This is a genomic window from Pseudomonas sp. UF-293 (genome assembly GCF_058245595.1).
In genome coordinates this window covers 108167-131315 of the sequence record NZ_JBSICA010000016.1, presented here as the reverse complement: position 1 = coordinate 131315, position 23149 = coordinate 108167, and the positions used below count along the sequence as shown (strand labels likewise).

22 protein-coding genes and 3 pseudogenes are annotated in these 23149 nt (G+C 60.2%); 11 read left to right on the top strand and 14 right to left on the bottom strand.

Annotated features, from left to right (window positions below; translation table 11 throughout):
- Positions 1-106: 106 nt before the first annotated feature.
- Positions 107-1189, top strand: coding sequence for a DUF1615 domain-containing protein (locus tag AC4IHP_RS17835; protein ID WP_490832323.1), 1083 nt, complete (start codon positions 107-109; stop codon positions 1187-1189).
- 71 nt (positions 1190-1260) lie between these two features.
- On the opposite strand, the gene AC4IHP_RS17830 is transcribed toward AC4IHP_RS17835, so the two are convergent.
- The 4 genes from AC4IHP_RS17830 to AC4IHP_RS17815 form a co-directional block, all read right to left on the bottom strand.
- Positions 1261-1701 (bottom strand): phage infection protein, encoded by a 441-nt coding sequence (locus AC4IHP_RS17830; RefSeq protein ID WP_490832322.1) that lies wholly within the window; start codon positions 1699-1701, stop codon positions 1261-1263.
- Between the two features lie 203 nt (positions 1702-1904).
- Positions 1905-2597: an anti-sigma factor gene (locus tag AC4IHP_RS17825; protein WP_460120235.1), complete on the bottom strand. Its 693-nt coding sequence runs from the start codon at positions 2595-2597 to the stop codon at positions 1905-1907.
- Positions 2594-3121, bottom strand: a complete 528-nt coding sequence (locus AC4IHP_RS17820; RefSeq protein ID WP_460120233.1) for a sigma-70 family RNA polymerase sigma factor — start codon at positions 3119-3121, stop codon at positions 2594-2596. The genes AC4IHP_RS17825 and AC4IHP_RS17820 overlap by 4 nt, the downstream gene beginning before the upstream one ends.
- 161 nt (positions 3122-3282) lie before the next feature.
- Entirely contained in the window at positions 3283-3804 is a 522-nt protein-coding gene (locus tag AC4IHP_RS17815) for a DUF3455 domain-containing protein (RefSeq protein WP_460120231.1), read from the bottom strand.
- 312 nt (positions 3805-4116) lie between these two features.
- Here AC4IHP_RS17815 and AC4IHP_RS17810 point away from each other — a divergent pair, with 312 nt between their 5' ends.
- Positions 4117-4746 (top strand): glutathione S-transferase N-terminal domain-containing protein, encoded by a 630-nt coding sequence (locus tag AC4IHP_RS17810; protein ID WP_460120229.1) that lies wholly within the window; start codon positions 4117-4119, stop codon positions 4744-4746.
- A 128-nt stretch (positions 4747-4874) separates the two neighbouring features.
- Here the strand turns inward: AC4IHP_RS17810 and AC4IHP_RS17805 are convergent, their stop codons facing one another.
- Positions 4875-5315: a CBS domain-containing protein gene (locus AC4IHP_RS17805; protein ID WP_039763416.1), complete on the bottom strand. Its 441-nt coding sequence runs from the start codon at positions 5313-5315 to the stop codon at positions 4875-4877.
- 198 nt (positions 5316-5513) lie between these two features.
- Here AC4IHP_RS17805 and AC4IHP_RS17800 point away from each other — a divergent pair, with 198 nt between their 5' ends.
- A complete protein-coding gene (locus AC4IHP_RS17800) occupies positions 5514-7874 on the top strand; it encodes a DNA polymerase II (RefSeq protein WP_490832321.1) in 2361 nt (786 codons plus the stop codon).
- Here the strand turns inward: AC4IHP_RS17800 and AC4IHP_RS17795 are convergent.
- The 3 genes from AC4IHP_RS17795 to AC4IHP_RS17785 all read right to left on the bottom strand — a co-directional run bounded on the left by AC4IHP_RS17795 (position 7839) and on the right by AC4IHP_RS17785 (position 10460).
- Positions 7839-8309, bottom strand: a complete 471-nt coding sequence (locus AC4IHP_RS17795; protein WP_490832320.1) for a DUF1810 domain-containing protein — start codon at positions 8307-8309, stop codon at positions 7839-7841. The genes AC4IHP_RS17800 and AC4IHP_RS17795 overlap by 36 nt on opposite strands.
- Positions 8310-8333: 24 nt before the next feature.
- A complete protein-coding gene (locus AC4IHP_RS17790; RefSeq protein ID WP_490832319.1) occupies positions 8334-9155 on the bottom strand; it encodes an aldo/keto reductase in 822 nt (273 codons plus the stop codon).
- A 156-nt stretch (positions 9156-9311) separates the two neighbouring features.
- A complete protein-coding gene (locus tag AC4IHP_RS17785) occupies positions 9312-10460 on the bottom strand; it encodes an aldose epimerase family protein (protein WP_490832318.1) in 1149 nt (382 codons plus the stop codon).
- 338 nt (positions 10461-10798) lie between these two features.
- Between AC4IHP_RS17785 and AC4IHP_RS17780 the strand changes: the two genes are divergently transcribed.
- From AC4IHP_RS17780 to AC4IHP_RS17770, 3 genes are all read left to right on the top strand, one after another.
- The gene (locus AC4IHP_RS17780) at positions 10799-11548 is read left to right on the top strand and encodes a hypothetical protein (RefSeq protein WP_460120219.1); all 750 of its coding nucleotides are present in this window, start codon (positions 10799-10801) and stop codon (positions 11546-11548) included.
- A gap of 237 nt (positions 11549-11785) precedes the next feature.
- Positions 11786-12571, top strand: a complete 786-nt coding sequence (locus AC4IHP_RS17775; RefSeq protein ID WP_460120217.1) for a sulfite exporter TauE/SafE family protein — start codon at positions 11786-11788, stop codon at positions 12569-12571.
- Between the two features lie 184 nt (positions 12572-12755).
- The gene (locus AC4IHP_RS17770; protein WP_490832317.1) at positions 12756-13325 is read left to right on the top strand and encodes a DUF4174 domain-containing protein; all 570 of its coding nucleotides are present in this window, start codon (positions 12756-12758) and stop codon (positions 13323-13325) included.
- 173 nt (positions 13326-13498) lie between these two features.
- Here the strand turns inward: AC4IHP_RS17770 and AC4IHP_RS17765 are convergent.
- Both AC4IHP_RS17765 and AC4IHP_RS17760 read right to left on the bottom strand, forming a co-directional pair.
- Positions 13499-14109: pseudogene (locus AC4IHP_RS17765) on the bottom strand (retron system putative HNH endonuclease).
- Position 14110: 1 nt separating this feature from the next.
- A pseudogene (locus tag AC4IHP_RS17760) lies at positions 14111-14710 on the bottom strand (AAA family ATPase); the annotation flags it as partial.
- Between the two features lie 6 nt (positions 14711-14716).
- Here AC4IHP_RS17760 and AC4IHP_RS17755 point away from each other — a divergent pair.
- Both AC4IHP_RS17755 and AC4IHP_RS17750 read left to right on the top strand, forming a co-directional pair.
- Positions 14717-14821: pseudogene (locus AC4IHP_RS17755) on the top strand (DUF6124 family protein); the annotation flags it as partial.
- 16 nt (positions 14822-14837) lie between these two features.
- On the top strand, positions 14838-15104 hold the full coding sequence (locus AC4IHP_RS17750) for a hypothetical protein (protein WP_490832316.1): 267 nt from the start codon (positions 14838-14840) through the stop codon (positions 15102-15104).
- Between the two features lie 97 nt (positions 15105-15201).
- Here the strand turns inward: AC4IHP_RS17750 and ampC are convergent, their stop codons facing one another.
- Positions 15202-16368: a class C beta-lactamase gene (gene ampC, locus AC4IHP_RS17745; protein ID WP_460120209.1), complete on the bottom strand. Its 1167-nt coding sequence runs from the start codon at positions 16366-16368 to the stop codon at positions 15202-15204.
- Positions 16369-16527: 159 nt separating this feature from the next.
- Between ampC and AC4IHP_RS17740 the strand changes: the two genes are divergently transcribed.
- A complete protein-coding gene (locus tag AC4IHP_RS17740; protein ID WP_490832315.1) occupies positions 16528-17400 on the top strand; it encodes a LysR family transcriptional regulator in 873 nt (290 codons plus the stop codon).
- Between the two features lie 128 nt (positions 17401-17528).
- On the opposite strand, the gene gudD is transcribed toward AC4IHP_RS17740, so the two are convergent.
- A complete protein-coding gene (gudD, locus tag AC4IHP_RS17735) occupies positions 17529-18872 on the bottom strand; it encodes a glucarate dehydratase (protein ID WP_252867900.1) in 1344 nt (447 codons plus the stop codon).
- Positions 18873-18897: 25 nt separating this feature from the next.
- Positions 18898-20244 (bottom strand): MFS transporter, encoded by a 1347-nt coding sequence (locus AC4IHP_RS17730; protein WP_039763397.1) that lies wholly within the window; start codon positions 20242-20244, stop codon positions 18898-18900.
- 356 nt (positions 20245-20600) lie between these two features.
- Here AC4IHP_RS17730 and AC4IHP_RS17725 point away from each other — a divergent pair, with 356 nt between their 5' ends.
- Together AC4IHP_RS17725 and AC4IHP_RS17720 are read left to right on the top strand one after the other, a co-directional pair.
- Entirely contained in the window at positions 20601-21314 is a 714-nt protein-coding gene (locus AC4IHP_RS17725) for a FadR/GntR family transcriptional regulator (protein ID WP_490832314.1), read from the top strand.
- Positions 21315-21405: 91 nt separating this feature from the next.
- Positions 21406-21636 (top strand): hypothetical protein, encoded by a 231-nt coding sequence (locus AC4IHP_RS17720; protein WP_490832313.1) that lies wholly within the window; start codon positions 21406-21408, stop codon positions 21634-21636.
- Positions 21637-21795: 159 nt separating this feature from the next.
- Here the strand turns inward: AC4IHP_RS17720 and trhP are convergent, their stop codons facing one another.
- The gene (trhP, locus tag AC4IHP_RS17715; protein WP_490832312.1) at positions 21796-23124 is read right to left on the bottom strand and encodes a prephenate-dependent tRNA uridine(34) hydroxylase TrhP; all 1329 of its coding nucleotides are present in this window, start codon (positions 23122-23124) and stop codon (positions 21796-21798) included.
- Positions 23125-23149 lie beyond the last annotated feature (25 nt).

The window sequence follows — 23149 nt, the reverse complement described above, 5'->3', positions numbered from 1 at the left end:
ATGTTGACTTTGATCTGCAAAAAGCAAGATCAAAAGATCGCAGCCTTCGGCAGCTCCTACGGGGGTTGTGTATGGTGTTGTGGCGAATTTGATTGGATGGAGCAACATGCGATTAATTATTACTCTGGGCGCCTTGCTGCTGCTCGCCGGTTGCGCCAGCCAGCGCAGCAACGAACCGGCGCTGCGTCCGCCGGCTGAAGTGAAGGCTGAAATTGTTCGGCTGTTGCCGGCAAAAACTGCCGACCGTCAGGGCTGGGCCACGGACATCTACGCCGCGTTCGCCGCGCAAGGCATCAACACCACCACGCAGAACCTGTGTTCGGTACTGGCCGTGGCCGAGCAGGAATCGACTTTCCAGGCCGACCCGACGGTGCCCGGTCTGGGCAAGATCGCTCGTGACGAAATCGATCGCCGCGCCGCTAAGGTGCACATCCCCAGCCTGTTGGTCAGCGGCGCTCTGCAAGTGCGCTCGCCCAACGGCAAGACCTACAGCGAGCGCCTGAATGCGGCGCGCAGTGAGAAAGAGCTGAGCGCGATTTTTGACGACTTCATCGGCATGGTGCCGATGGGCCGCACGCTGTTCGGCGGCTTCAACCCGGTGCACACCGGTGGGCCGATGCAGGTCAGCATCGAATTTGCCGAGGAGCACGCCAAGGATTACCCGTACCCGGTGGACGGCACGATCCGCCGTGAAGTGTTCAGTCGGCGCGGCGGCATGTATTTCGGCATCGCCCATTTGCTCGGCTATCCGGTGAATTACCGCGAGCCGCTGTATCGTTTCGCCGATTTCAACGCCGGCTGGTACGCCAGTCGCAATGCCGCGTTCCAGAATGCGGTGAGCCGCGCTTCCGGTATCCCGCTGACCCTGGACGGTGACCTGATTCGCTACGACTCGATCATGCCCGGCAGCACCGAACTGGCGGTGCGTACCCTCGGCAAGTCGCTGGGCATGCGCAACCCGACGATTCGCGATCAACTGGAGAAAGGCAAAACCCTGGAATTCGAAGAGAGCAAACTCTATCAGCGCGTGTTCGAACTGGCGGAGCGGGCCGAAGGCAAGGCCTTGCCGCGTGCGGTATTGCCGGGAATTGTGCTGCAGAGTCCGAAGATCACCCGCAAGCTCACCACAGCCTGGTTCGCCAAGCGCGTGGACGAGCGTTACAAGCGCTGCATGGCCAAGGCCGGATAAAACATGCAGGCATAAAAAACCCGGCTGCGGGAGCCGGGTTTCTCTGCGGTGTTGCGCTTGAAGCTGTGCATTCAGGCAACGCGGCGTTCGATCAGACGATCCGAACCGCCTTCAGCAACGCGACGTTCGATCAGACGATCCGAGCCACCTTCGGCAACGCGGCGTTCGATCAGACGATCAGCGCCACCTTCAGCAACGCGACGTTCGATCAGACGATCCGAGCCACCTTCGGCAACGCGGCGTTCGATCAGACGATCCGAGCCACCTTCGGCAACACGGCGTTCGATCAGACGATCAGCGCCACCTTCGGCAACACGGCGTTCGATCAAACGATCAGCGCCACCTTCGGCAACGCGGCGTTCGATCAGACGATCCGAACCACCTTCGGCCAGACGGCTTTCGATCAGTTTGTCCGAGCCGCCTTCGGCGATCATGGTGTGCGCCGGGGTGGCCGCGAAAGCGTTAACTGCGAAAAGCGAGAAGGCGATGCTGAGAAGAGTCTGGCGTTTCATGATGGTGTGCTCCGGGGTGTTGTTGGTTGGTATGGAGCCGATGTTACGCCCGGAATTTTTTATGAGAACTTCATTGCCGTGATGGTGAACATCGACGTCGATGATGATTAATGTAGGAGCTGCCGAAGGCTCGGGCCGCGATCGGACGATCTTTTGATCTTGAAAACAAAGATCGCAGCCTTCGGCAGCTCCTACAGGGCACACTACAAGACTTTGACCGCACGCCCGATCGCCTGAATCGGCCCGGTCGGTTTGCCGATCGGTGAGCCATTGGCGCCTTCCAGGGTCAGCTCGAACAACTGGTTGGGTTGCAACGGTGGCAACTTGTCCAGCGGCACCGACAAAGCCTGCCCCGGTTTGACCAGGCCCAACGACACCGGCCCCGACCAGCCGTCAGCCTTGGTCCAGAACTCCAGCGCCTTGTCCGCCGGCACCTCGACCACGCCCAGCGGAATCAACTGGATCTCCCGCGCGTTGCTCGCCTGAATCACCCAGCCCGGCGCCTTGTCCTGCGGGGCTACCAGCACCACCAGATAACTCGGTTTCGGCGCAGTCTGGGTCAGCAGCAGCGTGCCTAGAATCAGCGTCGCAGCAAGGCCCGCCGCACTCAAACCGCGCCACAGCGGCAGCAGATTCCACCACGAAGTCAGAGGTTTCTTCACCGTCAGCCGTTCGAGACTGCGTTCGATACGAGGCCACAGCTGCGCCGAGGGTTGCTGAGGTTCGGCCAGATCGGTCAGCTCCAGTAGACGCCGCTCCCAGGCATCCACCGCCGCACGAAGTTCGGGATCGTTCGGCAGGCGCCGTTGCACCTCGATGCGCTGCTCGAACGACAAGGTGCCGAGCACATACTCGCCGGCCAGTTCATCCCGTTCCTGCGCTGATTCGCCGGTCATCCCATGCACTCCCGCAAAGCATTGAGGCTGCGCTTGATCCACGCTTTGACCGTGCCCAGCGGCGTATCGAGGCGCGCGGAAATCTGCGCGTGGCTGTAACCGTCGACGTAAGCGTGGAGGATGCAGCTGCGCCGCTGCGGTTCCAGTTGCTCGAGGCAGCGATGAATGCGCGCCGAGTGAATATCGGCCAGCTCATCGGGCGCCGCTGACTCATGTTCTTCGCTGAACGGCGTTTCCCGATTTTGCTTGCGCAACTGATTCAAGGCCAGGTGCCGGGTCACGCTGAACATCCAGCCCCGCGCCGAACCACGCGCCGGGTCGAATCCGGCAGCGCCGTGCCAGATCTTGATGAATGCTTCATGCACAATGTCCTCCGCCAGCGCCGTATCGCGCACCAGCCGCTTGGCTACACCGAGCAGGCGCGGGCCTTCCTGCACATACAAATCGCGCAAAGCCGAACGCTCGCCCCGGGCACAGGCAGCGAGGCGGGCTTCGTAATCGAAAACGGATTCGGCTAAAGGCATGGGGTGCAATCTAGCTCACATTTCCCAAACATACAGACGCATTGTTCCCTGTGGGAGCGAGCCTGCTCGCGAACGCGGAGTGTCGGTCGCCACACCGATACCTGACCCACCGCATTCGCGAGCAGGCTCGCTCCCACATTTGGTACTCCGTGACGTCCAGGTCAGTTCGCCGCCCAGAAAATATAATCCGCCTGGTACTTCACCACTTCCTGCTTGCCCTTGTTCGCCATCGTGCACTCACTGCCCGGCGCCACGCCGCCCTTGAGCGCAACGCGCTGTATGTAGCTGACGCCGGTCATCGCGCCTTTGCCCTCAGCCGGATTGGCCTTGACCAGTTGATAGGGCAGGTTGCCCGGGCTCGACGGTGCCACGGCGAGTTGCGTGCCGGTGACTTTCGAACCGTCCTTGGCCTGCCAGGTCGCTGGCGGGCCGAAATAGGTGCCGACCTGTTTGCCGCTGCGATCATTGAGCACCGCTTTCGGGCCGACAAAGGTCCACTCGGTTTGCCCGGCCATATTGGGCTTGTCGCGGCATTCGTAGGTGATCTCGCCAACCCCTGTGGTTTCCAGGGCAATCTTGTGCCCGTCCGGCACCTTGATCGCGTCGGGATAACTGCTCTGGGCGAAGCTAGTCGCGGTGAAGGCGAGCAAACCGGTGAAGCCAATCAGCTGGGTAATGTTCATCCGATGATTCTCCGAAAAGGGCAGGGCGCTGACAGCACCAGAGTGGGCTGTTACAAGGACTACCCGTGGCCGAGGCGATTGGATGCAGTGCCGGAAAAATAAATTTCAAATACAAAGATCAAACCTGTGGCAGCGAGCCTGCTCGCGAAGGCGTCGGGTCAGCCAGCGCTTATGTGCCTGACCCACCGCATTGGCGAGCAGGCTCGCTCCCACAAGATTTTGCATCTGGCGTGAACGATTCATTGACAGAATTTTCTACGTCAGGCCAGCCAGCCATCTACCCTGTGCAAAGGCCTTATCGGGGGAACGGACATGTACCAGCTCTACGGGCACAAGAATTCCGGCGCGGCTGCCATCGAGGCGGCACTGGAGTTGTGCCAGATCGCCTATCGCTTCATTGACACCGAAGCCAGCGCCGAGGCCGACGACGCGCTGGGCAAACTCAATCCGCTGAAACAGATACCGACCTTGCAACTGCCGGACGGCAGCGCCATGACCGAAAGTGCGGCGATCCTGATTCACCTGGGCCTGACGTTTCCCAAATCCGGCCTGCTGCCGAGCAAGGCTGCCGATCGTGATCAGGCGATTCGCGGCCTCGCCTATATCGTCAGCAACTGCTACGCGGCGGTCGGCATCATCGATTACCCCGAGCGTTGGCTGAGCGCGCCTGACGAGAGCGCACGGCAAAACCTGATCGCCGGCACGCGTCAGCGCCTGCACTTCAGTTGGGAGGTATTTGCCGATCAGTTTTCCGGCGAGCTGTACCTGGATGATGAAACGCCCGGTGCGCTGGATGTGCTGGCGGCAGTGGTGAGCCGCTGGGCCGGCAGCCGCGAACACCTGCGCCAGACCCGCCCGGGCTTTTATGCATGGCTGCAAAGGATCGACCGGCACCCGGTGCTGGCACCGGTGTTTGAGCGGCATTGGCCGTCTCAGGGCTGACAATGGATCCCCTGTGGGAGCGAGCCTGCTCGCGAAAGCGCTCTGTCAGTCAAGATGTGTCGACTGACCCACCGCATTCGCGAGCAAGCCCGCTCCCACAGGGTCAAGTATGAGCGGAAGACCGGAATTTATTCCCCGCGAATGTATTGCTCCAGCTGTTTGATCAGCTCGGCCTGTTCGGCAATCGCTTCCTTCACCAGGTCGCCGATCGACAGCAGACCGATCAACTGGCCGTCTTCGACCACCGGCAAGTGGCGCAGGCGTCTGTCCGACATGATCCCCAGGCAGGTGTCGACGGTTTGCCGGGTGTCCACGGTAATCACGTCCTTGACCATGATGTCGCGCACTGGCGTACCGACCGAAGAGCGCCCGTGCAGCACCAGTTTGCGCGCATAGTCGCGCTCGCTGATGATGCCGACCACTTTGTCGTCTTCGACCACCAGCAAGGCGCCGACGTTTTTCTCGGCCATCTTCATAAGCGCTTCGAGCACCATGTGATCCGGTTTGATCTGGTGCACTTCCTGATTTTTCTGATCTTTGAGCTTGAGCAGTTGGGCGACGGTCTTCATGGCGTTTACTCAGGTGTTGTCGTTGTTCATCAAGCATCGTAGACGCAACCGCGCAGGGCAAGGTGGCAAAGCGGCAGTTAGCGTGCAAAAAACGCCATTTGCCGGTTTTTTCCGTAGATCAGCAGTATTTTTCGCCAAGGCCAAGCGCAGCAATGCCGCGTAGAATGCCGGTCAGTTTGATTTTCCGAGGTCGCAGTGGTGGATTTACAGCAGGGCTTCGTCCTGACCCGGCATTGGCGCGACACGCCGGCCGGTACCGAAGTCGAGTTCTGGCTGGCGACGGACGCCGGGCCGTGCCGCGTGCGTCTGGCGCATCAGCCGTCGGTGGCGTTTATTCCTGCCGCACAGCGTGAAGCGGCCGAGCGGCTGTTGCACGATGAAAAAAATGTGGAACTGCGACCGTTGGCCTTGCTGGATTTTCAGCATCGGCCGGTGCTCGGTCTGTATTGCCAGCAGCACGGCCAGTTGATGCGCCTCGAGACCGCGCTGAACCGTGCCGGCGTCGATGTTTTTGAAGCCGACGTGCGCCCTCCGGAACGCTATCTGATGGAGCGCTTCATCACCGCGCCGGTACTGTTCGGCGGCACGCCGGATGCTGACGGCGTACTGATCAACGCCCAACTGAAACCTGACCCCGGCTATCGACCGAAACTGCGCCTGGTCTCGCTCGACATCGAGACCACGGAAAACGGCGAGCTGTATTCCATCGCGCTGGAAGGCTGCGGCGAGCGCCAGGTGTATATGCTGGGCGCGCCGAACGGTGACGCCAGCATTGTCGATTTCGACCTCGAATACTGCGATTCGCGCACGCTCATTCTGAAGAAGCTCAACGACTGGTTCGCCCGCCACGACCCTGACGCGATCATTGGCTGGAACGTCGTGCAGTTCGATTTGCGCATCCTCCACGAACACGCGCGACGCCTCGGCGTGCCGCTGAAAATCGGCCGTGGCGGCGAAGAAATGCAGTGGCGCGAGCACGGCAGCCGAAATCACTATTTCGCCTCGGCAGCGGGGCGGCTGATCATCGACGGCATCGAGTCGTTGCGTTCGGCGACCTGGAGTTTTCCCTCGTTCAGCCTGGAAAACGTCGCGCAGACCCTGCTCGGCGAAGGCAAGGCGATCAACAATCCGTACCAGCGCATGGACGAAATCAATCGCATGTTCGCCGAGGACAAACCGGCGCTGGCCAAATACAACCTCAAGGACTGCGAGCTGGTTACGCGGATTTTCGCCAAGACCGAACTGCTGACGTTTTTGCTCGAACGCGCCAGCGTCACCGGTTTGCCGGCCGACCGCAGCGGTGGTTCGGTCGCTGCGTTCACGCACTTGTACATGCCGTTGATGCATCGCCAAGGCTTTGTTGCGCCGAACCTGGGCACCAATCCACCGCAGGCCAGCCCCGGCGGCTTCGTTATGGATTCAAGGCCGGGATTGTACGAATCGGTTCTGGTGCTCGATTACAAAAGCCTCTACCCGTCGATCATCCGCACCTTTCTGATCGACCCGGTGGGCTTGATCGAAGGCCTGCAACATCCCGACGACGCTGATTCGGTGCCCGGCTTCCGTGGCGCACGTTTCTCGCGTACCCGGCATTGTCTGCCGTCCATCGTGGCGCGAGTGGCCGAAGGGCGGGAGACCGCCAAGCGTGAGCACAACGCGCCTCTGTCCCAGGCGCTAAAAATCATCATGAACGCCTTCTATGGCGTGCTCGGCTCCAGCGGTTGCCGGTTTTTCGATACCCGGTTGGCGTCGTCGATCACCTTGCGCGGCCACGAAATCATGCTGCGCACCCGCCAGTTGATCGAAGAACAGGGCCACGCAGTCATTTACGGTGACACCGATTCAACCTTTGTCTGGCTGCGCAGTCTGCACGGTCAGGAAGAAGCAGCGCAGATCGGCCATGCGCTGGTCAAGCACGTCAACGATTGGTGGCGCGCGCATGTGCGCGAAGCATACGGCCTGGAAAGCGCACTGGAATTGCAGTTCGAAATTCACTACAAGCGCTTCCTGATGCCAACCATTCGCGGCGCGGAGGAGGGCAGCAAGAAGCGCTACGCCGGCCTCGTCACCCGCACCGATGGCAGCGAGGAGATGGTCTACAAGGGCCTGGAAACCGTGCGCACCGACTGGTCGCTGCTGGCCCGGCAATTTCAACAGGAACTGTATGAGCGGATCTTCCAGCGCAAGCCGTATCAGGATTACGTCCGCGACTACGTGCGCAAGACCCTCGCTGGCGAGTTCGATGATCGGCTGATCTACCGCAAGCGTCTGCGCCGCACCCTCGACGATTACGAACGCAACGTACCGCCGCACGTCCGCGCAGCGCGGCTCGCCGACGACTACAACGCCGAGCAGGGGCGCCCACGGCAATATCAGAACGGCGGCTGGATCAGCTATGTCATCACTCTCGCCGGCCCGGAACCGCTGGAAGTGCGCCGCGCCGCCGTCGACTATGACCACTACATTACCCGCCAATTGCAACCGGTGGCGGACGCGATTCTGCCGTTTGTCGACGACGACTTTTCAACCCTGATCGGTGGGCAACTGGGCCTGTTTTGAGTCGAGCAGTTGCAGTGTCCACTCATCGAGAATGCCGTGGAAGTAACGCTCCAGCGCCTGATGGAACAGACTGTCTGGGGCGCTGAACTGGGCGAACAGCGTCATCGAAGAATGAAATTTCAGGTCATCGGGATGGCCGAACATTTCTGCAATCGAACGCTGCGGCCCAATCAGTACCAGTTGCGTGCAGGTGCGCAGCCGCGCCCCGAGCAGTTCGTCGGCCAAGTAGGCCTGGGCTTCCTCGGCTGAACCAATCGCAAAGCGGCGGGCCATTTCGCTGCCGCCCAATCCGGCGAACTGCGGAAAGACGAACCACATCCAATGGCTGCGCTTGCGGCCCGTTTCGAGTTCACGCTGGACCCGTTCGAACACCGGGTCCTGTGCCTGGACGAAACGTTGCAGGTTGAACGGGTCGTGCAGATCTGTGCTTCTCATGGCGAAGCCCTCGCAGTCGGCAGCTCAGACCATGGCCAGCCGCTGCTTGCGTTGTGGCGCCGGGAACACCTTGTCCAGCGCCGCCAGATCCCCGGCGTCCAGTTGCAGTTGCGCTGCCTCGGCATTGAGTTGCACATGCTCCGGGCGCACAGCCTTGGGAATCGCAATTACGCCTTCCTGGCGCACAAGCCATGCCAGCGAAATCTGCGCCGGGGTGGCGTTGTGACGGCTGGCAATCTCTTGCAGCACCGGCTCGGCGAGCATCGCACCGCCCTGGCCGATCGGACAGTACGCCATCAGCGGCAGGCGCTGATGCTGGCACCACGGCAGCAGATCGAATTCGATACCGCGCTCTTCGAGGTTGTACAGCACCTGATTGGTGGCGCAGGCCGAGCTGGAGAGTTCTTCGAGGTCGTCGACATCGAAATTCGACACGCCCCAACGGCCGATCTTGCCGTCTTCGCGCAGGCGTTCGAACGCTTCAACGGTTTCCTCCAGCGGATACTGACCGCGCCAGTGCAGCAGATACAGATCGATGTAGTCCGTGCCGAGCCGACGCAAACTGCGCTCGCAGGCTTGCGGGATGCCCTGGCGGCTGGCGTTGTGCGGGTAGACCTTGCTCACCAGAAACACCTTGTCGCGCTGACCGGCGATGGCTTCACCGACCACCGTTTCGGCACCGCCCTCAGCGTACATCTCAGCGGTATCGATCAGGCTCATGCCCAACTCGATGCCGGTGCGCAGCGCCGCCACTTCACGGGTGTGCGCCGAACGATCCTCGCCCATCCGCCAGGTGCCCTGGCCAATCACGGGAACTTGCACGCCGGCCAACTCAAGGGTACGCATTCAAACCTCCTGCCTGAAAGAATGGGTGTCTTTAGTGGGCAGCAGAATAGCGTTGGGGTTCAAAAAGCAAAAAAGATCGCAGCGGTCCGCAACTCCTCCATGGAACGTATTCCTCTGTTGGACTGCGGAGCGCTGCGATCTTTTGATCTTCGAGATTTACCTGGCGGAGAACTTCAGGATCACGCTGTGAGCATAAGTCTGCCCCGGATCAAGCCGCGTGCTTGGAAAGTCCGGCTGGTTCGGCGAATCCGGATAGTGCTGGGTCTCGAGGGTGAACGCACCCCAGTGCGGATAGACCTTGCCGCCCTTGCCCTTGACCGTGCCGTCGAGGAAGTTGCTGGTGTAGAACTGCACACCCGGCTCGCTGGTGAACAGTTGCAGGACACGCCCGGATTGCGGGTCGCTGACTTCGGTGGCGAGCTTGCTGACATCGCCCTTGGTGTCCAGCGCCCAGTTGAAATCGAAGCCGCCCTGTTTTGGCTCGGCGAATTTCAGCTGCGGATGATCTGCCTTGATGTGCGTGCCGATGGCCGTCGGTTTGCTGAAGTCCATCGGCGTTCCGGCTACTGGCGCCAGTTCTCCGGTAGGGATCAGTTTTGCGGTGACCGGCGTGTAATGGCTGGAATGGATGGTGGCGACCTGCTTGAGAATGTCGCCATTACCGGCGCCGGCCAGGTTGAAGTAGCTGTGGTTGGTCAGATTGAGCACGGTCGGCTTGTCGGTGCTGGCCTTGTAGTCGATGCGCAGCTCGTTGTTGTCGGTCAGGCGATAGGTGACTTCGGTGGTCAGATTGCCCGGAAAGCCCATCTCGCCGTCGGCCGACAGGTAAGTCAGGGTCACGCCCACCGAATCGTTGTCCTTGGTTTCCCTGGCCTTCCAGACTTTCTTGTCGAAACCTTCGGGGCCGCCGTGCAGGGCGTTGGATTTGTCATTCTGCGGCACTTGATAGCGCTTGCCATCGAGTTCGAAAGCACCTTCGGCCAAACGGTTGCCGAAGCGGCCGATAGTCGCGCCGAAGTACGCTGTGCCTTTCTGGTAGCCCTGCACATCATCGAAACCGAGCACCACGTCGTCGAACTTGCCATGCTTGTCAGCGACTTTCAGCGCTTGCAGGGTAGCGCCGTAGGTGATGACGGTGGCTTGCATGCCGTGGCTGTTGCGCAGGATGTACTGTTCGACAGGCGTGCCGTCATTGGTTTTGCCGAAGGCTTTGTGTTCGGCGGTCAGGCCCGCCGCGTTGGCGGAAAGGGTAGCGATCATCAGGGACAGTCCGAGGCCGGAGAGCAGGTGACGGGATTGAAGCATGGTTGACCTTCCTTTTTGTTGTTGTTTTCGTATTGACCGTAGGAGCTGCCGAAGGCTGCGATCTTTTGATCTTGATTTTGATGTTTAGAAGCAAGATCAAAAGATCGCAGCCTTCGGCAGTTCCTACATATCACTAGTCATGCTATTTGAGTCGAGAGAGAAGATTTATAGCGGATTTACCTGTATTGGCAAATATAAAGTCCGACTAATTGATGAGTCGTCTACCACCGAAGGTCGGCTAATCGCCCAGGCACTGCACTTTTTCCTAATCGGCGGCTCTATGCATGGCCAGGATGCGGTGACTCCCGCCGCACAGGAATGTGCCTGTCCGAGATTTCATGCCGAGTGTTTTTGCCCTGATCACCGTCGCTAACCGCCGCCCGTGCCTGCTGCTGGCCTGCCTGGTCTCGCTGTTGCTCGGCGGCTGCAGCCACCAGAACGGCAACGGCTTCTTCAATCAGATGCGTGAAGGGCAACCGCAGGAATTTTTGCAGACCAGCGTCGACCGCATGGCCACCCTGGCGATGCGCGACAACCTCGACAGCCTTTACCGGCTGATGGGTAAGCTCTATCTGCGCAACCCGGAAGAGCTGCGCAAATCCGGCTTCCTCACTGTCAATGCGGCGGTCAAGCAGGTGCGTCTTGCCGTCGAGCAGCAGCAACCGTTGCCCGTGCTGGGCGGGCGCAAGGATCTGGCGGCGCTGAGTTATGCGATGAGTCCGGAATTCCTCGGCGACCGCGTCGGCGCCTTCATCTACGCGATCGGCAGCATGCTGGTCACCGCCCACGGCAATCGCACCGAGTTCTACATGACTGACGCGATCAACCCGACCTTCGTGCACAACGCCGCACGTAACATCGAAAAAGCCATGTGGATTTTGTCGCAACGGCAGAACAAGGAAGGCCAGCCGCTGCTGTTCTCCAACGAGATTTCGGAGGAGGGCAGTAACCTGAGCTTCGCCACCGAATTCAGCAAAATCGTCGCGCGCCTGGACCTGCTCACCCAGATGCTCGACGAGCGCTATCGCAGGATCGGCCTGAATTACGCGCAGAGTCTGCTGTTTCTGAATTTCTTGCCGGTGCAATGAGCCCCGCAGGTGTTCTGTAGCGCAAAGATCCACCTTGGGAGCGAGCCTGCTCGCGAACGCGTTGCGTCATTCAACTCATCGGTCGGCTGACACACCGCCTTCGCGAGCAGGCTTGCTCCCACAGGGATCTGCGGTAAATTCGATATGGCATAACGATAGACCGCATCGATATATGTGGTTATAAGAAAAATCGCTATGCTGCGGGCCAGATTTTCCTGTCGTTTTCTGGACGTTTGAATGGAATTGGCAAATTTCGGCCTGGTGATCGCCGGGCTGGTGGTGGGGTTTATCGTCGGCATGACCGGTGTCGGCGGCGGTTCGTTGATGACGCCGATTCTGCTGTGGTTCGGCATCAACCCGGCGACGGCGGTCGGTACTGACCTGTTGTACGCCGCGATCACCAAATCCAGCGGCGTCCTCGTTCACAGGAAGAACAAGAACATCGACTGGGCCATCACCGGCTGGCTGACCCTCGGCAGTGTGCCGGCCGTGGCCATGACCCTGTGGTTCCTCAGTTCCCTGCATACCGCGCCGGACGCGATGAACGCCATCATCAAACAGGCGCTCGGTTTCGTCCTCTTCGCCACTGCCCTGGCAATTTTCTTCAAGAAGCGCTTGCTCGAGTTCGCCCACAAACGCGCCGGCGGCAATTACAACCCGAGCGGTTCGCGGCTTAACGTGATGACGGTGATCACCGGTCTGATCCTCGGCACCATGGTCGCCCTGACCTCGATCGGCGCCGGGGCACTGGGCACCGTCGCCTTGTTTATCCTCTACCCGCTGCTGCCGACACGCCGCCTGGTCGGCACCGAAATCGCCCACGCCGTACCGCTGACCCTGGTCGCCGGCCTCGGCCACGCAAGCATGGGCAACATGGACTGGGGCGTGCTCGGGTTTCTGTTGATGGGCTCGCTGCCGGGCATCTGGCTCGGCAGCCACCTGACCGGTCGTATCTCCGACGAAGTCCTGCGCCCATGCCTGGCGACGATGCTGGTGTTGATTGGTTACAAGTTGGCGTTCTGATTCAGCCTGGAGAAAACTTCCAATGCAGCGGCCGTAGGGATGTGCCGATGATCGCTCGCGCCATGTTGCGCAAAGCGCTCCCTGACCTAAGCTTCTGACAGGGCAATGCCTTTTTGCCAGACGCCGCCGGAACAATCGCCACGATGCGCAATCAGTAGTGCGTGGATATCAAAAGGAGATGCGCATGCTCATCAGGTCCCTGACCCTGACCCTCTTGCTGGCAATCGCCGGCCCCCTGTTCGCCGCCGACGGCGATTCACCTCTGGCCGGGGACGTGGGCCGCGCCCGGCCGCTGATCGTGATTGCGCAAAGCACCGTCGACCCGGTGTGGCTGAGCCTGAAAAAGTCACTGGAAGACCCAGCCAACAAAAAGGGCCTCACCGACCGCAATATCAAGGTCTACACCATCCTCAGCATGTCCGGCCAGCTCGACGGCAAGGACCTGGGCCAGCAGGACACCATGGCCCTGCTGCGCTCGCTGAAGCTCGGCGCGGGGGCTTATCCGAAAGTGTTCCTGGTGGGCAAGGACGGCGAAACCAAGCTCTCCGCCTCGGGTGATGAAGCCAAGGCATTGAGCCTGGCGAAGATCTTCGAAACCATCGACGCCATGCCCATGGCCGAAAAAGAAGCCGCAGCGGCCGCCGCCGCACAAACGCCTGCCACCACCGAACCGGAACCGGCGAAAGGTGCGAAGGGCGCCAAACCGAGCAAACCGGCGAAACCGAGCAAGCCGCCGGAAATGCCGGATGATTGAAGGCTAGGCGTGAATCAAAAAAATGGGCGACCTTTACAGGGGCGCCCATTTTTATTGTCCACTAAAAGATCGAAGCCTGCGGCAGCTCCTGCGCAGATCTCATGTAGGAGCCGCCGCAGGCTGCGATCTTTTGATCTTGCCGTTTGCCTGTTAACAAGCCGCTATCAGCTCCATCACGGCAGAATCTGGCGAATGACATTGACCAAAACCGGAGAGAAAGGCTGAAGCTGACCCGTTGGGGCGTCAACATGTCTTCGAGAAGGATGCCCAGCAGTTCCTCGTCCTCTAGCGCGTCAGGCCGAAGTCCTCCGGTAAAGATAAGGTCATCCACCATTCTTTTACGTTTTTCGATCAGTCCCCGATTACTCTCTTCGGTATCACCCAGATTCAGCGTCTTGATTGATTCCGTGGCACGGTCGGTTTTGCCGACCACTCGCCCGGACAAATAAAATTTGAGCTCGGTTTCACACTCCGTCATGAACGGTGTCACTTTGAGCGGCTGAGTCTTTCGACCATGCCCACAGTGATGACGGTTTTCGCAACTGGCAACGATATTGCTGAAATCCAGGGTGCGCGCAGGGAATCGATCCTGGGCTGCAACGTGTTCGTTATGAGCGGCGCTCACGGAGATGGACTGGCAGCAATAAGCACAAAGCCCGAATTGCTCGGTAATACAAGCTGTGCGAACGGATTGACGTTCTTCAGCGGGTAAATCGCGGTAAGTAGCGGTGTGGTTTCTGACCTTCCATTGCGTCAGCGATGCTGGCTCAGTTCCTTTGAGAATCTTACGCGCTGCGCAACTCCAGTTTGCGGATCAGCAAAGCGGCTTTTGCCAGCTCGATGTGTCCCTCGGGCAGTTCACTTGAAAGATCGGCGAAAAGCTTCTTGGCTTTTTTCAGCTCACCGTCCTGTAAGCATTCCATCAATCGATTCAGACGCTTCTGAACGTCACTGTTGCGAATGTCGGTGTCCATGACTTCCAGCAGCACCTGATTGGCATCCAGTCCATACAGGCCGTTGTGTTCGTGGATTTCGCCATCATTGAGCACATAAACCAGCACATCCTTGGCGTCGCCGATCACCAGCGGTGAGTGGGTGGTCAAGACAAACTGGCAGTTCGGAAAAGTCTCGCTCAACTGGCGGATCAGGCTGCGTTGCCATCTCGGGTGCAAGTGCAAATCGACCTCGTCGATGAGCACGATGCCGTCACCGTGCAGTGGGTTGTCGAGCGACTGGTTCATCATCGCCAGGCGACGCGCGATGTCGCCGACCAGCGCCATCATCGACTTCTCACCTTGGGAGAGCTGGGCGACGTTGAGGGTGACGCCGTCCTTGTCGATGGCCATGTGCAGGCGCGGTTTGCGCTGGACGCGCAGGTTGGTGAAAAGCAGCGCAGCTTTGCCCTGTCGATTCAGCAGTTAGCGGTGGTCGGCGAGTTGCTGGTCAACCGAGCGCTGGACAATCTCGATCCGCCGCCAGCCGCGACTCAATATTGAACAGGGAGGGTCACTCATGGCGCGTTACATACCGATCACCGGGATTGACTGCAAAATTCCCTGTGTGCTGATCGACAGCGAAGTCCCCATCGACGTGTTGCACGGCACTGCGGCTTACCGCTTGCGCTGTGTGACGCAGCTGATGGAGAGTCTTTCGCTGGACGAGGGCAAGGGACACGATGCACTGCTGTTGCAGGATTTCGCCCGGGTGCTGGCGGTTCCGTTGCGCGATAGCTGTGACTTGATGGATGTCATCGGCTGGCGCTTGCAGGCGCAGCTTTAAGCGTTGAAACGAAAAAAGATCGCAGCCTGCGGCGGCTCCTACAGGATCGGGTTTTCACTCGGTCAATGGAGCTGCCGCAGGCTGCGATCTTTTGCTCTTAATCCGCCAACGCCGCAAAAACCGTATGCGCAATCTTCACCCGTTCGGCATTCGGGTAATTCTTGTTGGCCAGAATCACGATGCCCATGTCCCGCGACGGCACAAACGCCACATACGCGCCAAAGCCTCGTGTAGAACCAGTTTTGTTGAACAGCACATTGGCCGGTTCAGCTTGCGCTGGTGTCAGCCATTCGACTTTGTGCGGCTCGATGGCCATCGGGGTCGAGTTGCCGTTTTGCAGTTTTTCCAGGCTGATCGGGTAGGCGTAACGCTCCCAGCCCAGGCCTTGGGTCATGTCGCCGACGCGGTAATAACCGATGTGGGTGTTGGTGATGGCTTTGTGCAGATCAGGCGCAAGGCTGGCCGGTTTCAGCTGTGCCTGAACGTAGCGCAGCAGGTCGGCAGCGCTGGTTTTGATGCCGTAGGCTTCGGCGTCGAGGGCGCCGGGCGTTACGCGCACGGGTTGGTCGGCGCTGTCGTAGCCTTGGGCGTAAAGCTTCGACTGGGCTGACGGCACGCTGAGGAAGGAGTGTTGCAAGCCGAGTTTTGGCAGCAGGGTTTGCGTCATTGCCTGCTCGAACGGCTGGCCGAGGCTTTTGGCCGCCAGGTAGCCGAACAGGCCGAGGCTCGGGTTGGAATACAGGCGATGGCTGCCAGCGGGAAACTGCGGTTTCCATTGTCGGTAATAGCCGAGCATCTTGTCGGAAGAATCCGCTTCGGCGGGGAATTGCAGCGGTAGTCCGCCGGCGCTGTAGGTGCCCAGTTGCAGCACGCTGATATTGTCGAATGCGCTGCCCTTGAGCTCAGGCCAGAGCTGGCTGGCCTTGCTCGACAGGTCGAGTTTGCCTGTGGCCTGGGCGTAACCGGCGAGGGTGGCGGTGAAGGTTTTGCTCACCGAGCCGACTTCGAAGAGGGTGTTTTCAGTGACCTTTTGCCGTACGTCCTTGTCGGCGATGCCGTAGTTAAAGTAATGCGCCTGGCCGTTCAGCGTGATCGCTACGGTCAGCCCCGGGATGTTGTTTTGCTGCATCACCGGGGTCACGGCCTGGCTGACCAGTGCCTGCAATTGCGCATCGGTCGGCGTCGCGGCGTGACAGGCAAAGCTGCCGAAGAACAGGGCGAAAGTACTGTAGGAAAAGACCTTGCTCGGTTTTAAGGAACACATGAGTGAATCACTCTCCATGAGTGTCGATTGTTGTATCCCGCTACACTGCGGGTGATTTTTCATTGAGTGGCTGATCAGCGCGGCTAATTTAGGCACTTCGCCGGCCCTCGACAAACGATGAAAACTCGCACGAGCCATTAGAAAAATTTGGGGTAGGCCATGATCCGACCGCAACTGCCGCTCAACGCCCTGCGCGCGTTTGAAGCCTCGGCGCGCCACCTGAGCTTCACCCGTGCTGCCGTCGAGCTTTGCGTGACGCAAGCGGCGGTGAGCCATCAGGTCAAAAGCCTGGAAGCGCAACTCAATCTGACGTTGTTCAAGCGCCTGCCCCGAGGGCTGATGCTGACCAGTGAAGGCGAAACCTTGCTGCCGGTGCTCAGCACCTCATTCGATCATATTGCACAGATGCTCGAGCGTCTGGCCGGGGGCCAGTATCGCGACATGTTGACGGTCGGCGCGGTGGGCACGTTTGCGGTGGGCTGGTTGTTGCCGAGGCTGGCGGACTTTCGGGGGAAATATCCGTTGATCGATTTACGCCTCTCGACTAATAACAACCGGGTCGATGTCGCGGCAGAAGGGCTGGATTATGCGATTCGTTTCGGCGCTGGCGCTTGGCATGGCATCGAGGCGACGCGCTTGCTCGATGCGCCGTTGTCGGTTTTGTGCGTGCCGGAGATTGCCCGGAAACTGCACTCGCCGGCGGACCTGTTGCAGCAGACCTTGCTGCGTTCCTATCGCACCGATGAATGGCCGGAGTGGTTTCACGCGGCGGGCCTGGCGACGCAGGCCGCGCCCCCGCAAAGCATAGTGTTCGATTCGTCGCTGGCGATGATGGAGGCGGCCTTGCAGGGCGGCGGGGTAGCGTTGGCACCCCCGCTGATGTTCACCCGGCAACTGGCGGCTGATGCGATTTGCCAGCCGTTTGCAATCGAGATCACCACCGGCAGCTACTGGCTGACGCGGTTGCAGTCGCGAGCGGAAACGGCGGCGATGAAAGCGTTCAAGGCGTGGTTGCTGCAAGTTTCTGCCTGACACAAAACCCCCCTTGTGGGAGCGAGCCTGCTCGCGAAAGCGGTGCATCAGCGACAGCACTATCGACTGACCTGACGCCTTCGCGAGCAGGCTCGCTCCCACAATTGAAATCAGCGGCGCCTGCTGGATCACCGCACCAGACACGGCCGCTTGTTATCGAATTTCCACCCCGGAATCAGAAACTGCATCGCGACGCTGTCATCCCGCGCGCCGAGGCCCATGCCTTTGTACAGTTCGTGGGCTTTGGCCACTTGATCCATGTCCAGCTCCACGCCCAGGCCCGGTTTCTGCGGCACTTGCACGCAGCCGTCGACAATCTGCAGTGGGGCTTTGGTCAGGCGCTGACCGTCCTGCCAGATCCAGTGGGTGTCGATGGCGGTAATCTCGCCGGGTGCGGCAGCGGCGACGTGGGTGAACATGGCCAGGGAAATATCGAAGTGGTTGTTGGAGTGCGAGCCCCAGGTCAGCCCCCACTCATGACACATCTGCGCGACGCGCACCGAACCCTGCATGGTCCAGAAGTGCGGGTCGGCCAGCGGGATGTCCACTGACTGCAACTGAATCGCGTGACCCATTTCGCGCCAGTCGGTGGCGATCATGTTGGTCGCGGTTTTCAGCCCGGTGGCGCGGCGGAACTCAGCCATGACTTCGCGCCCGGAATAGCCGTTTTCCGCACCGCACGGGTCTTCGGCGTAGGCGAGCACATGATGCTGATCGCGGCACAAACGGATCGCCTCTTTCAGCGACCAGGCGCCGTTCGGATCGAGGGTAATCCGCGCATCAGGGAAGCGCTCGGCCAGTGCCGTCACTGCTTCGATCTCGGCATCGCCACTGAGCACGCCGCCCTTGAGTTTGAAATCCTTGAAACCGTACTTGGCGTGCGCCGCCTCGGCCAGACGCACCACCGCTTCTGCGGTCATGGCTTTCTCGTGACGCACACGGAACCAGTCGTTGTCGGCGTCCGGTTCGCTGCGATAGGCCAGATCGGTTTCGTGCTGATCGCCCACGTAAAACAGATAACCGAGCATCTTCACTTCGTCACGCTGCTGACCTTCGCCGAGCAGCGCTGCCACCGGCACGTCCAGATGTTGGCCGAGCAAGTCGAGGAGGGCGGCTTCCAGGCCAGTGACCGCGTGAATGGTGATGCGCAGGTCGAACGTCTGCAGGCCACGGCCGCCGGCATCGCGATCGGCGAAGGTCTGGCGCACCTGGTTGAGGATCTTCTGGTAGGTGCCGATGGGGCTGCCCACCACCAGATTGCGCGCGTCCTCCAGGGTCTGGCGAATGCGCTCGCCACCGGGCACTTCGCCGACGCCGGTGTGGCCGGCGTTGTCCTTGAGGATAACGATGTTGCGGGTGAAAAACGGCCCGTGGGCGCCGCTCAGGTTGAGCAGCATGCCGTCGTGACCGGCCACCGGAATGACCTGCATGTCGGTGATGATCGGAGCTTTGGCGGTGTCATGAACAGTCATTGTTGTTTTCCTTGTCGAGACGTAGTCAGGCGTGTTTCGGTGCGGCGTCGGCCACAGCCTTCTCAGCAGCCGGTTTTGGTGTGGTGCGCGCGGCGAAGACGATGATTGCGGCAATGATCGAGGTCGCGGCCAGACCATACAGGCCGCCCTGAATGGAGCCGGTGTGTTGCTCCAGCAGGCCGAAGGTGGTCGGCGCGACGAAGCCGCCGAGGTTGCCCACCGAGTTGATCAGCGCGATCACTGCCGCCGCGATGCGCGCATCCAGATAAGCCTGGGGAATCGGCCAGAACAGTGACGAGGCGGATTTGAAACCCAGTGCCGCAAAGCAGATCGCGACGAAGGCGAAGATCGGCCCGCCAGTGGTGGACATGAACATCCCCGCTGCGGCGATCAACAGCGCCGTGGCGACCCATGCTTGTTGATGTTTCCACTTCGCCGACAGCGAGGCGAAGGCGTACATGCCGACGATCGACAGCAACCATGGAATCGAGTTGAACAGGCCGACCTGCACGTCGCTGAGTTCGCCCATTTTCTTGATGATGCTCGGCAGCCAGAAGGTCGCCGCGTAAATGGTCAGCTGAATAAAGAAGTAGATCAGGCAGAACAGAATGATCTGCCGGTCCTTGAGCAGTTTGCCCAGCGAGGGCCGGATCGGCGTCGCGGCTTCGCGGGCCTTTTGCTCGTCGTCGATGGCGCTGACCAGTGCATCCTGTTCGGCGCGGCTCAACCATTTCGCGTCGTGAGGTTTGGCATCCAGCCAGAACCAGACGAAGACACACAGGCACACCGAGAACATCCCTTCGATGAAGTACATCCACTGCCAGCCGTGCATGCCCAGCCCGTTGATCTGCAGGAGCAGGCCGGACAGCGGGCCGGAGATCAGCGAGGCCACGGCCGAGCCGCTGAGGAAGATCGCGATCGCCTTGCCACGTTCGACGCCTGGCAGCCAGCGGGTGAAGTAATAGATCACCCCGGGAAAGAAACCGGCCTCGGCGACACCGAGCAGGAAACGCAAAATGTAGAAGTGGGTTTCGTTCTGAATGAACGCCATGCAGGCCGCGACTATGCCCCAGGTGAACATGATACGGGTCAGCCAGATCCGTGCGCCGACTTTTTGCAGAAGCATATTGGACGGCACTTCGAACAGCGCGTAGCCGATGAAGAACAGACCGGCGCCGAAGCCGTAGGCGGCAGCACCAATGCCCAGATCGGTTTCCATGTGGGTGCGGACGAAACCGATGTTCACCCGGTCAATGTAATTGACGATGAACATGATCACGAAGAGCGGCAGGACGTGGCGTTTGACTTTGGAGATGGCTGAGGCGAGCGTCGGATCGACGCTTTCCTGCATCCCGGAGATGGACGTTTTCACTGATGTTTCTCCCACTGATTATTTTTATGCGGGTAGGACTGAGTGCTGCGTTGTTGATAGACATCATACAACTGAGTTTTTTTGTCCTACAAGTGGCCAGGGGTGATTAAATTCTTCTGAGCGTTCGGATTTTTATGCGAAAACTGGATTCTGCGCCGTATTTGTTGAGCGATTGGCAAGAATGACGGGGCGCTTCTTCGGATTTATGGCTAGTGATGCGCCATGGCTGGCCGCTTAAAGGATCTGAGTAAATTGAGTGTTGTCATACAAGTTGCTGGTCTCTCATCCGCTAAAATCAATCTCAACCGTCATCCCGCAATGCTACGATCGGCAAGCCCCGATCTCCGGAACCGACCATGCAAGAAGACCTCGACGCGCCCGCGCGCAAACGTACGCACAACCTCGCTCATGACCTGGTGGAAAAGCTCACCCAAGGCATCCTGCTCGGACAACTGTCGCCCGGTGACAAGCTGCCTTCGGAGAACTCCATCGTGCAGGAGCACGGGGTCAGCCGCACGGTGGTGCGCGAGGCCATTTCCAAGTTGCAGGCCTCGGGGCTGGTGGAGACGCGCCACGGCATCGGTACCTTCGTGATCGAGCGCGCAGCGGAGCAGGGCCTGCGCCTGAATGTCGACACGGCGCTCGGTGTGCGCAGCATTCTCGAATTGCGCATGGGCCTGGAGACGCAAGCGGCGGCGCTGGCGGCGCAGCGGCGCAGTGAGCAGCAGTTGCAGCAGATGCGTCAGGCGCTGGATGACTATCAGCGGCTGCTGGCCAACAACGACAGTTGCGTGGAGGCCGATCGGCGTTTTCATCTGCTGATCGCCGAGGCCACCGGTAACGCTTGTTTCAGCGAGATCATGCAGCACCTGGGCAGTGCGATGATCCCGCGCAATCGGCTCAATGCCGCCGAGCGCGGCGCGGCGGATCTGAGCAAACTCGGACATTTGGCCAATCTGGAACACGAGGCGATTCTGAACGCGATCAAACGTCAGGACGCCGATGCCGCCCGCGCCGCCATGTGGCTGCACCTGACCAACAGTCGCGATCGCTTTATCGCCCAAGGCTGATGCCGCTGGTCTGATCTATCGCACGCCCTCAGCACCCGCGCCTCCAACTAATACGTCCCGGATATACCGGGCCTGATTTGTGAGGTGCAGCATGGCTGATGACTCGCTTGTTCCCGGTGGCATGGCGCCCACCGAGCAGACCCGCCCCGTTTCCGGCACCGATGAGCCGACCCTGAGCGATCATGATGCACCGCCGGGCATGGACCCGGCGCGCGATCCATTGAGCGATGCCGACCGGCCGGATGACTGGAAGGATCCGCCAGCTGACGACGATGTGCCGCCGGCGGATGAGCCGACGCCGTTGTCGGATGATTTGCGCTGAAGTCCGGATTATCCGCTGAGTTCGCCGGCCTCTTCGCGAGCGGGCTCGCTCCCACAGGGAATTTGTGTCATCCCCTGTGGGAGCGAGCCTGATCGCGAATACGGCATCGGCGTCACCAGCAAATCACGGCCATGCTGCGAGTGCCAACAAGATCGCCAGTCAGCCAGCACGCAAATCCCGCATCAACAACCCGAAACGCAAATCCACCGCGTCCGGTATCGGCACGTACACCGTATGCCCGTCTCCCGGCGCCACTTCGATCGCTTGCCCGCTGACACTCTGCAACTCATGCAGATCAAAATGGAAGTTGCCCTTGGGTGTCATCAGTTCCAGATGATCGCCAACGGCAAAACGATTCTTCACTTTCACCTCTGCCAGGCGATCCCGGCGCTCGCCGGTCAGCTCGCCAACGAACTGCTGACGCTCCGACACCGAACTGCCGTGCTGATAATTCTGATATTCGTCGTGCACATGCCGGCGCAGAAAACCCTCGGTGTAGCCGCGCTGGGCCAGCGACTCGAGATCCAGCATCAGGCTGCGATCGAACTCGCGCCCGGCAACGGCATCATCGATCGCCCGGCGATACACCTGGGTGGTGCGCGCGCAGTAGAAGTGCGATTTGGTCCGGCCCTCGATCTTCAGCGAATGCACGCCCATGCGCGTCAGCCGCTCGACATGCTGTACGGCGCGCAGGTCCTTGGCATTCATGATGTAGGTGCCGTGCTCGTCTTCGAAAGCCGGCATCAATTCCTCGGGGCGGTTGGCTTCGTGCAACAGAAAGACCTGATCGGTCGGTGCGCCGAGACCGAGCGTCGGCTCGGGCTGAAAGGTCTGGACGATCTCGCCGAGCTGGTTTTGCGTGGCTTCCTGCGCGGTGTATTTCCAGCGGCAGGCGTTGGTGCAGGTGCCCTGATTGGCATCGCGCTTGTTCATGTAACCGGAAAGCAGGCAGCGCCCGGAATAGGCCATGCATAGCGCGCCGTGCACGAACACTTCCAGCTCCATGCCCGGCACCTGCTCGCGGATTTCACCGATTTCCTCCAGGGAAAGTTCGCGCGACAGAATGATCCGGCTCAGCCCCTGTTGCTGCCAGAACTCGACGCTCGCCCAATTCACCGTGTTGGCCTGCACCGACAGGTGAATCGGCATCTGCGGAAAATGTCGGCGCACCAACATGATCAGGCCCGGGTCGGACATGATCAGTGCATCCGGAGCCATCTCGATCACTGGCGCCAGATCCTTGAGGAACGTCTTCAGCTTGGCGTTGTGCGGGGCGATGTTGACCACCACGTAGAAGCGCTTGCCCTGCGCCTGCGCCTCACGGATGCCGAGCGCCAGGTTGGCGTGGTCGAACTCGTTGTTGCGCACCCGCAGGCTGTAGCGCGGCTGGCCGGCGTAGACCGCATCGGCGCCGTAAGCGAAGGCGTAACGCATGTTTTTCAGAGTGCCGGCGGGGGCGAGAAGCTCGGGGGCGATGAGAGTCTGCATTTGGGTGTCGGTCGCAAAAGCCGCG

What these genes read in the sequence shown, in the direction of transcription:
- AC4IHP_RS17835 (WP_490832323.1), top strand. Translation starts at nt 107, where the DNA reads ATGCGATTAATTATTACTCTGGGCGCCTTGCTGCTGCTCGCCGGTTGC.
- AC4IHP_RS17830 (WP_490832322.1), bottom strand. Translation starts at nt 1,701, where the DNA reads ATGAAACGCCAGACTCTTCTCAGCATCGCCTTCTCGCTTTTCGCAGTT.
- AC4IHP_RS17825 (WP_460120235.1), bottom strand. Translation starts at nt 2,597, where the DNA reads ATGACCGGCGAATCAGCGCAGGAACGGGATGAACTGGCCGGCGAGTAT.
- AC4IHP_RS17820 (WP_460120233.1), bottom strand. Translation starts at nt 3,121, where the DNA reads ATGCCTTTAGCCGAATCCGTTTTCGATTACGAAGCCCGCCTCGCTGCC.
- AC4IHP_RS17815 (WP_460120231.1), bottom strand. Translation starts at nt 3,804, where the DNA reads ATGAACATTACCCAGCTGATTGGCTTCACCGGTTTGCTCGCCTTCACC.
- AC4IHP_RS17810 (WP_460120229.1), top strand. Translation starts at nt 4,117, where the DNA reads ATGTACCAGCTCTACGGGCACAAGAATTCCGGCGCGGCTGCCATCGAG.
- AC4IHP_RS17805 (WP_039763416.1), bottom strand. Translation starts at nt 5,315, where the DNA reads ATGAAGACCGTCGCCCAACTGCTCAAGCTCAAAGATCAGAAAAATCAG.
- AC4IHP_RS17795 (WP_490832320.1), bottom strand. Translation starts at nt 8,309, where the DNA reads ATGAGAAGCACAGATCTGCACGACCCGTTCAACCTGCAACGTTTCGTC.
- AC4IHP_RS17790 (WP_490832319.1), bottom strand. Translation starts at nt 9,155, where the DNA reads ATGCGTACCCTTGAGTTGGCCGGCGTGCAAGTTCCCGTGATTGGCCAG.
- AC4IHP_RS17785 (WP_490832318.1), bottom strand. Translation starts at nt 10,460, where the DNA reads ATGCTTCAATCCCGTCACCTGCTCTCCGGCCTCGGACTGTCCCTGATG.
- AC4IHP_RS17780 (WP_460120219.1), top strand. Translation starts at nt 10,799, where the DNA reads ATGCCGAGTGTTTTTGCCCTGATCACCGTCGCTAACCGCCGCCCGTGC.
- AC4IHP_RS17775 (WP_460120217.1), top strand. Translation starts at nt 11,786, where the DNA reads ATGGAATTGGCAAATTTCGGCCTGGTGATCGCCGGGCTGGTGGTGGGG.
- AC4IHP_RS17770 (WP_490832317.1), top strand. Translation starts at nt 12,756, where the DNA reads ATGCTCATCAGGTCCCTGACCCTGACCCTCTTGCTGGCAATCGCCGGC.
- AC4IHP_RS17750 (WP_490832316.1), top strand. Translation starts at nt 14,838, where the DNA reads ATGGCGCGTTACATACCGATCACCGGGATTGACTGCAAAATTCCCTGT.
- ampC (WP_460120209.1), bottom strand. Translation starts at nt 16,368, where the DNA reads ATGTGTTCCTTAAAACCGAGCAAGGTCTTTTCCTACAGTACTTTCGCC.
- AC4IHP_RS17740 (WP_490832315.1), top strand. Translation starts at nt 16,528, where the DNA reads ATGATCCGACCGCAACTGCCGCTCAACGCCCTGCGCGCGTTTGAAGCC.
- gudD (WP_252867900.1), bottom strand. Translation starts at nt 18,872, where the DNA reads ATGACTGTTCATGACACCGCCAAAGCTCCGATCATCACCGACATGCAG.
- AC4IHP_RS17725 (WP_490832314.1), top strand. Translation starts at nt 20,601, where the DNA reads ATGCAAGAAGACCTCGACGCGCCCGCGCGCAAACGTACGCACAACCTC.
- AC4IHP_RS17720 (WP_490832313.1), top strand. Translation starts at nt 21,406, where the DNA reads ATGGCTGATGACTCGCTTGTTCCCGGTGGCATGGCGCCCACCGAGCAG.
- trhP (WP_490832312.1), bottom strand. Translation starts at nt 23,124, where the DNA reads ATGCAGACTCTCATCGCCCCCGAGCTTCTCGCCCCCGCCGGCACTCTG.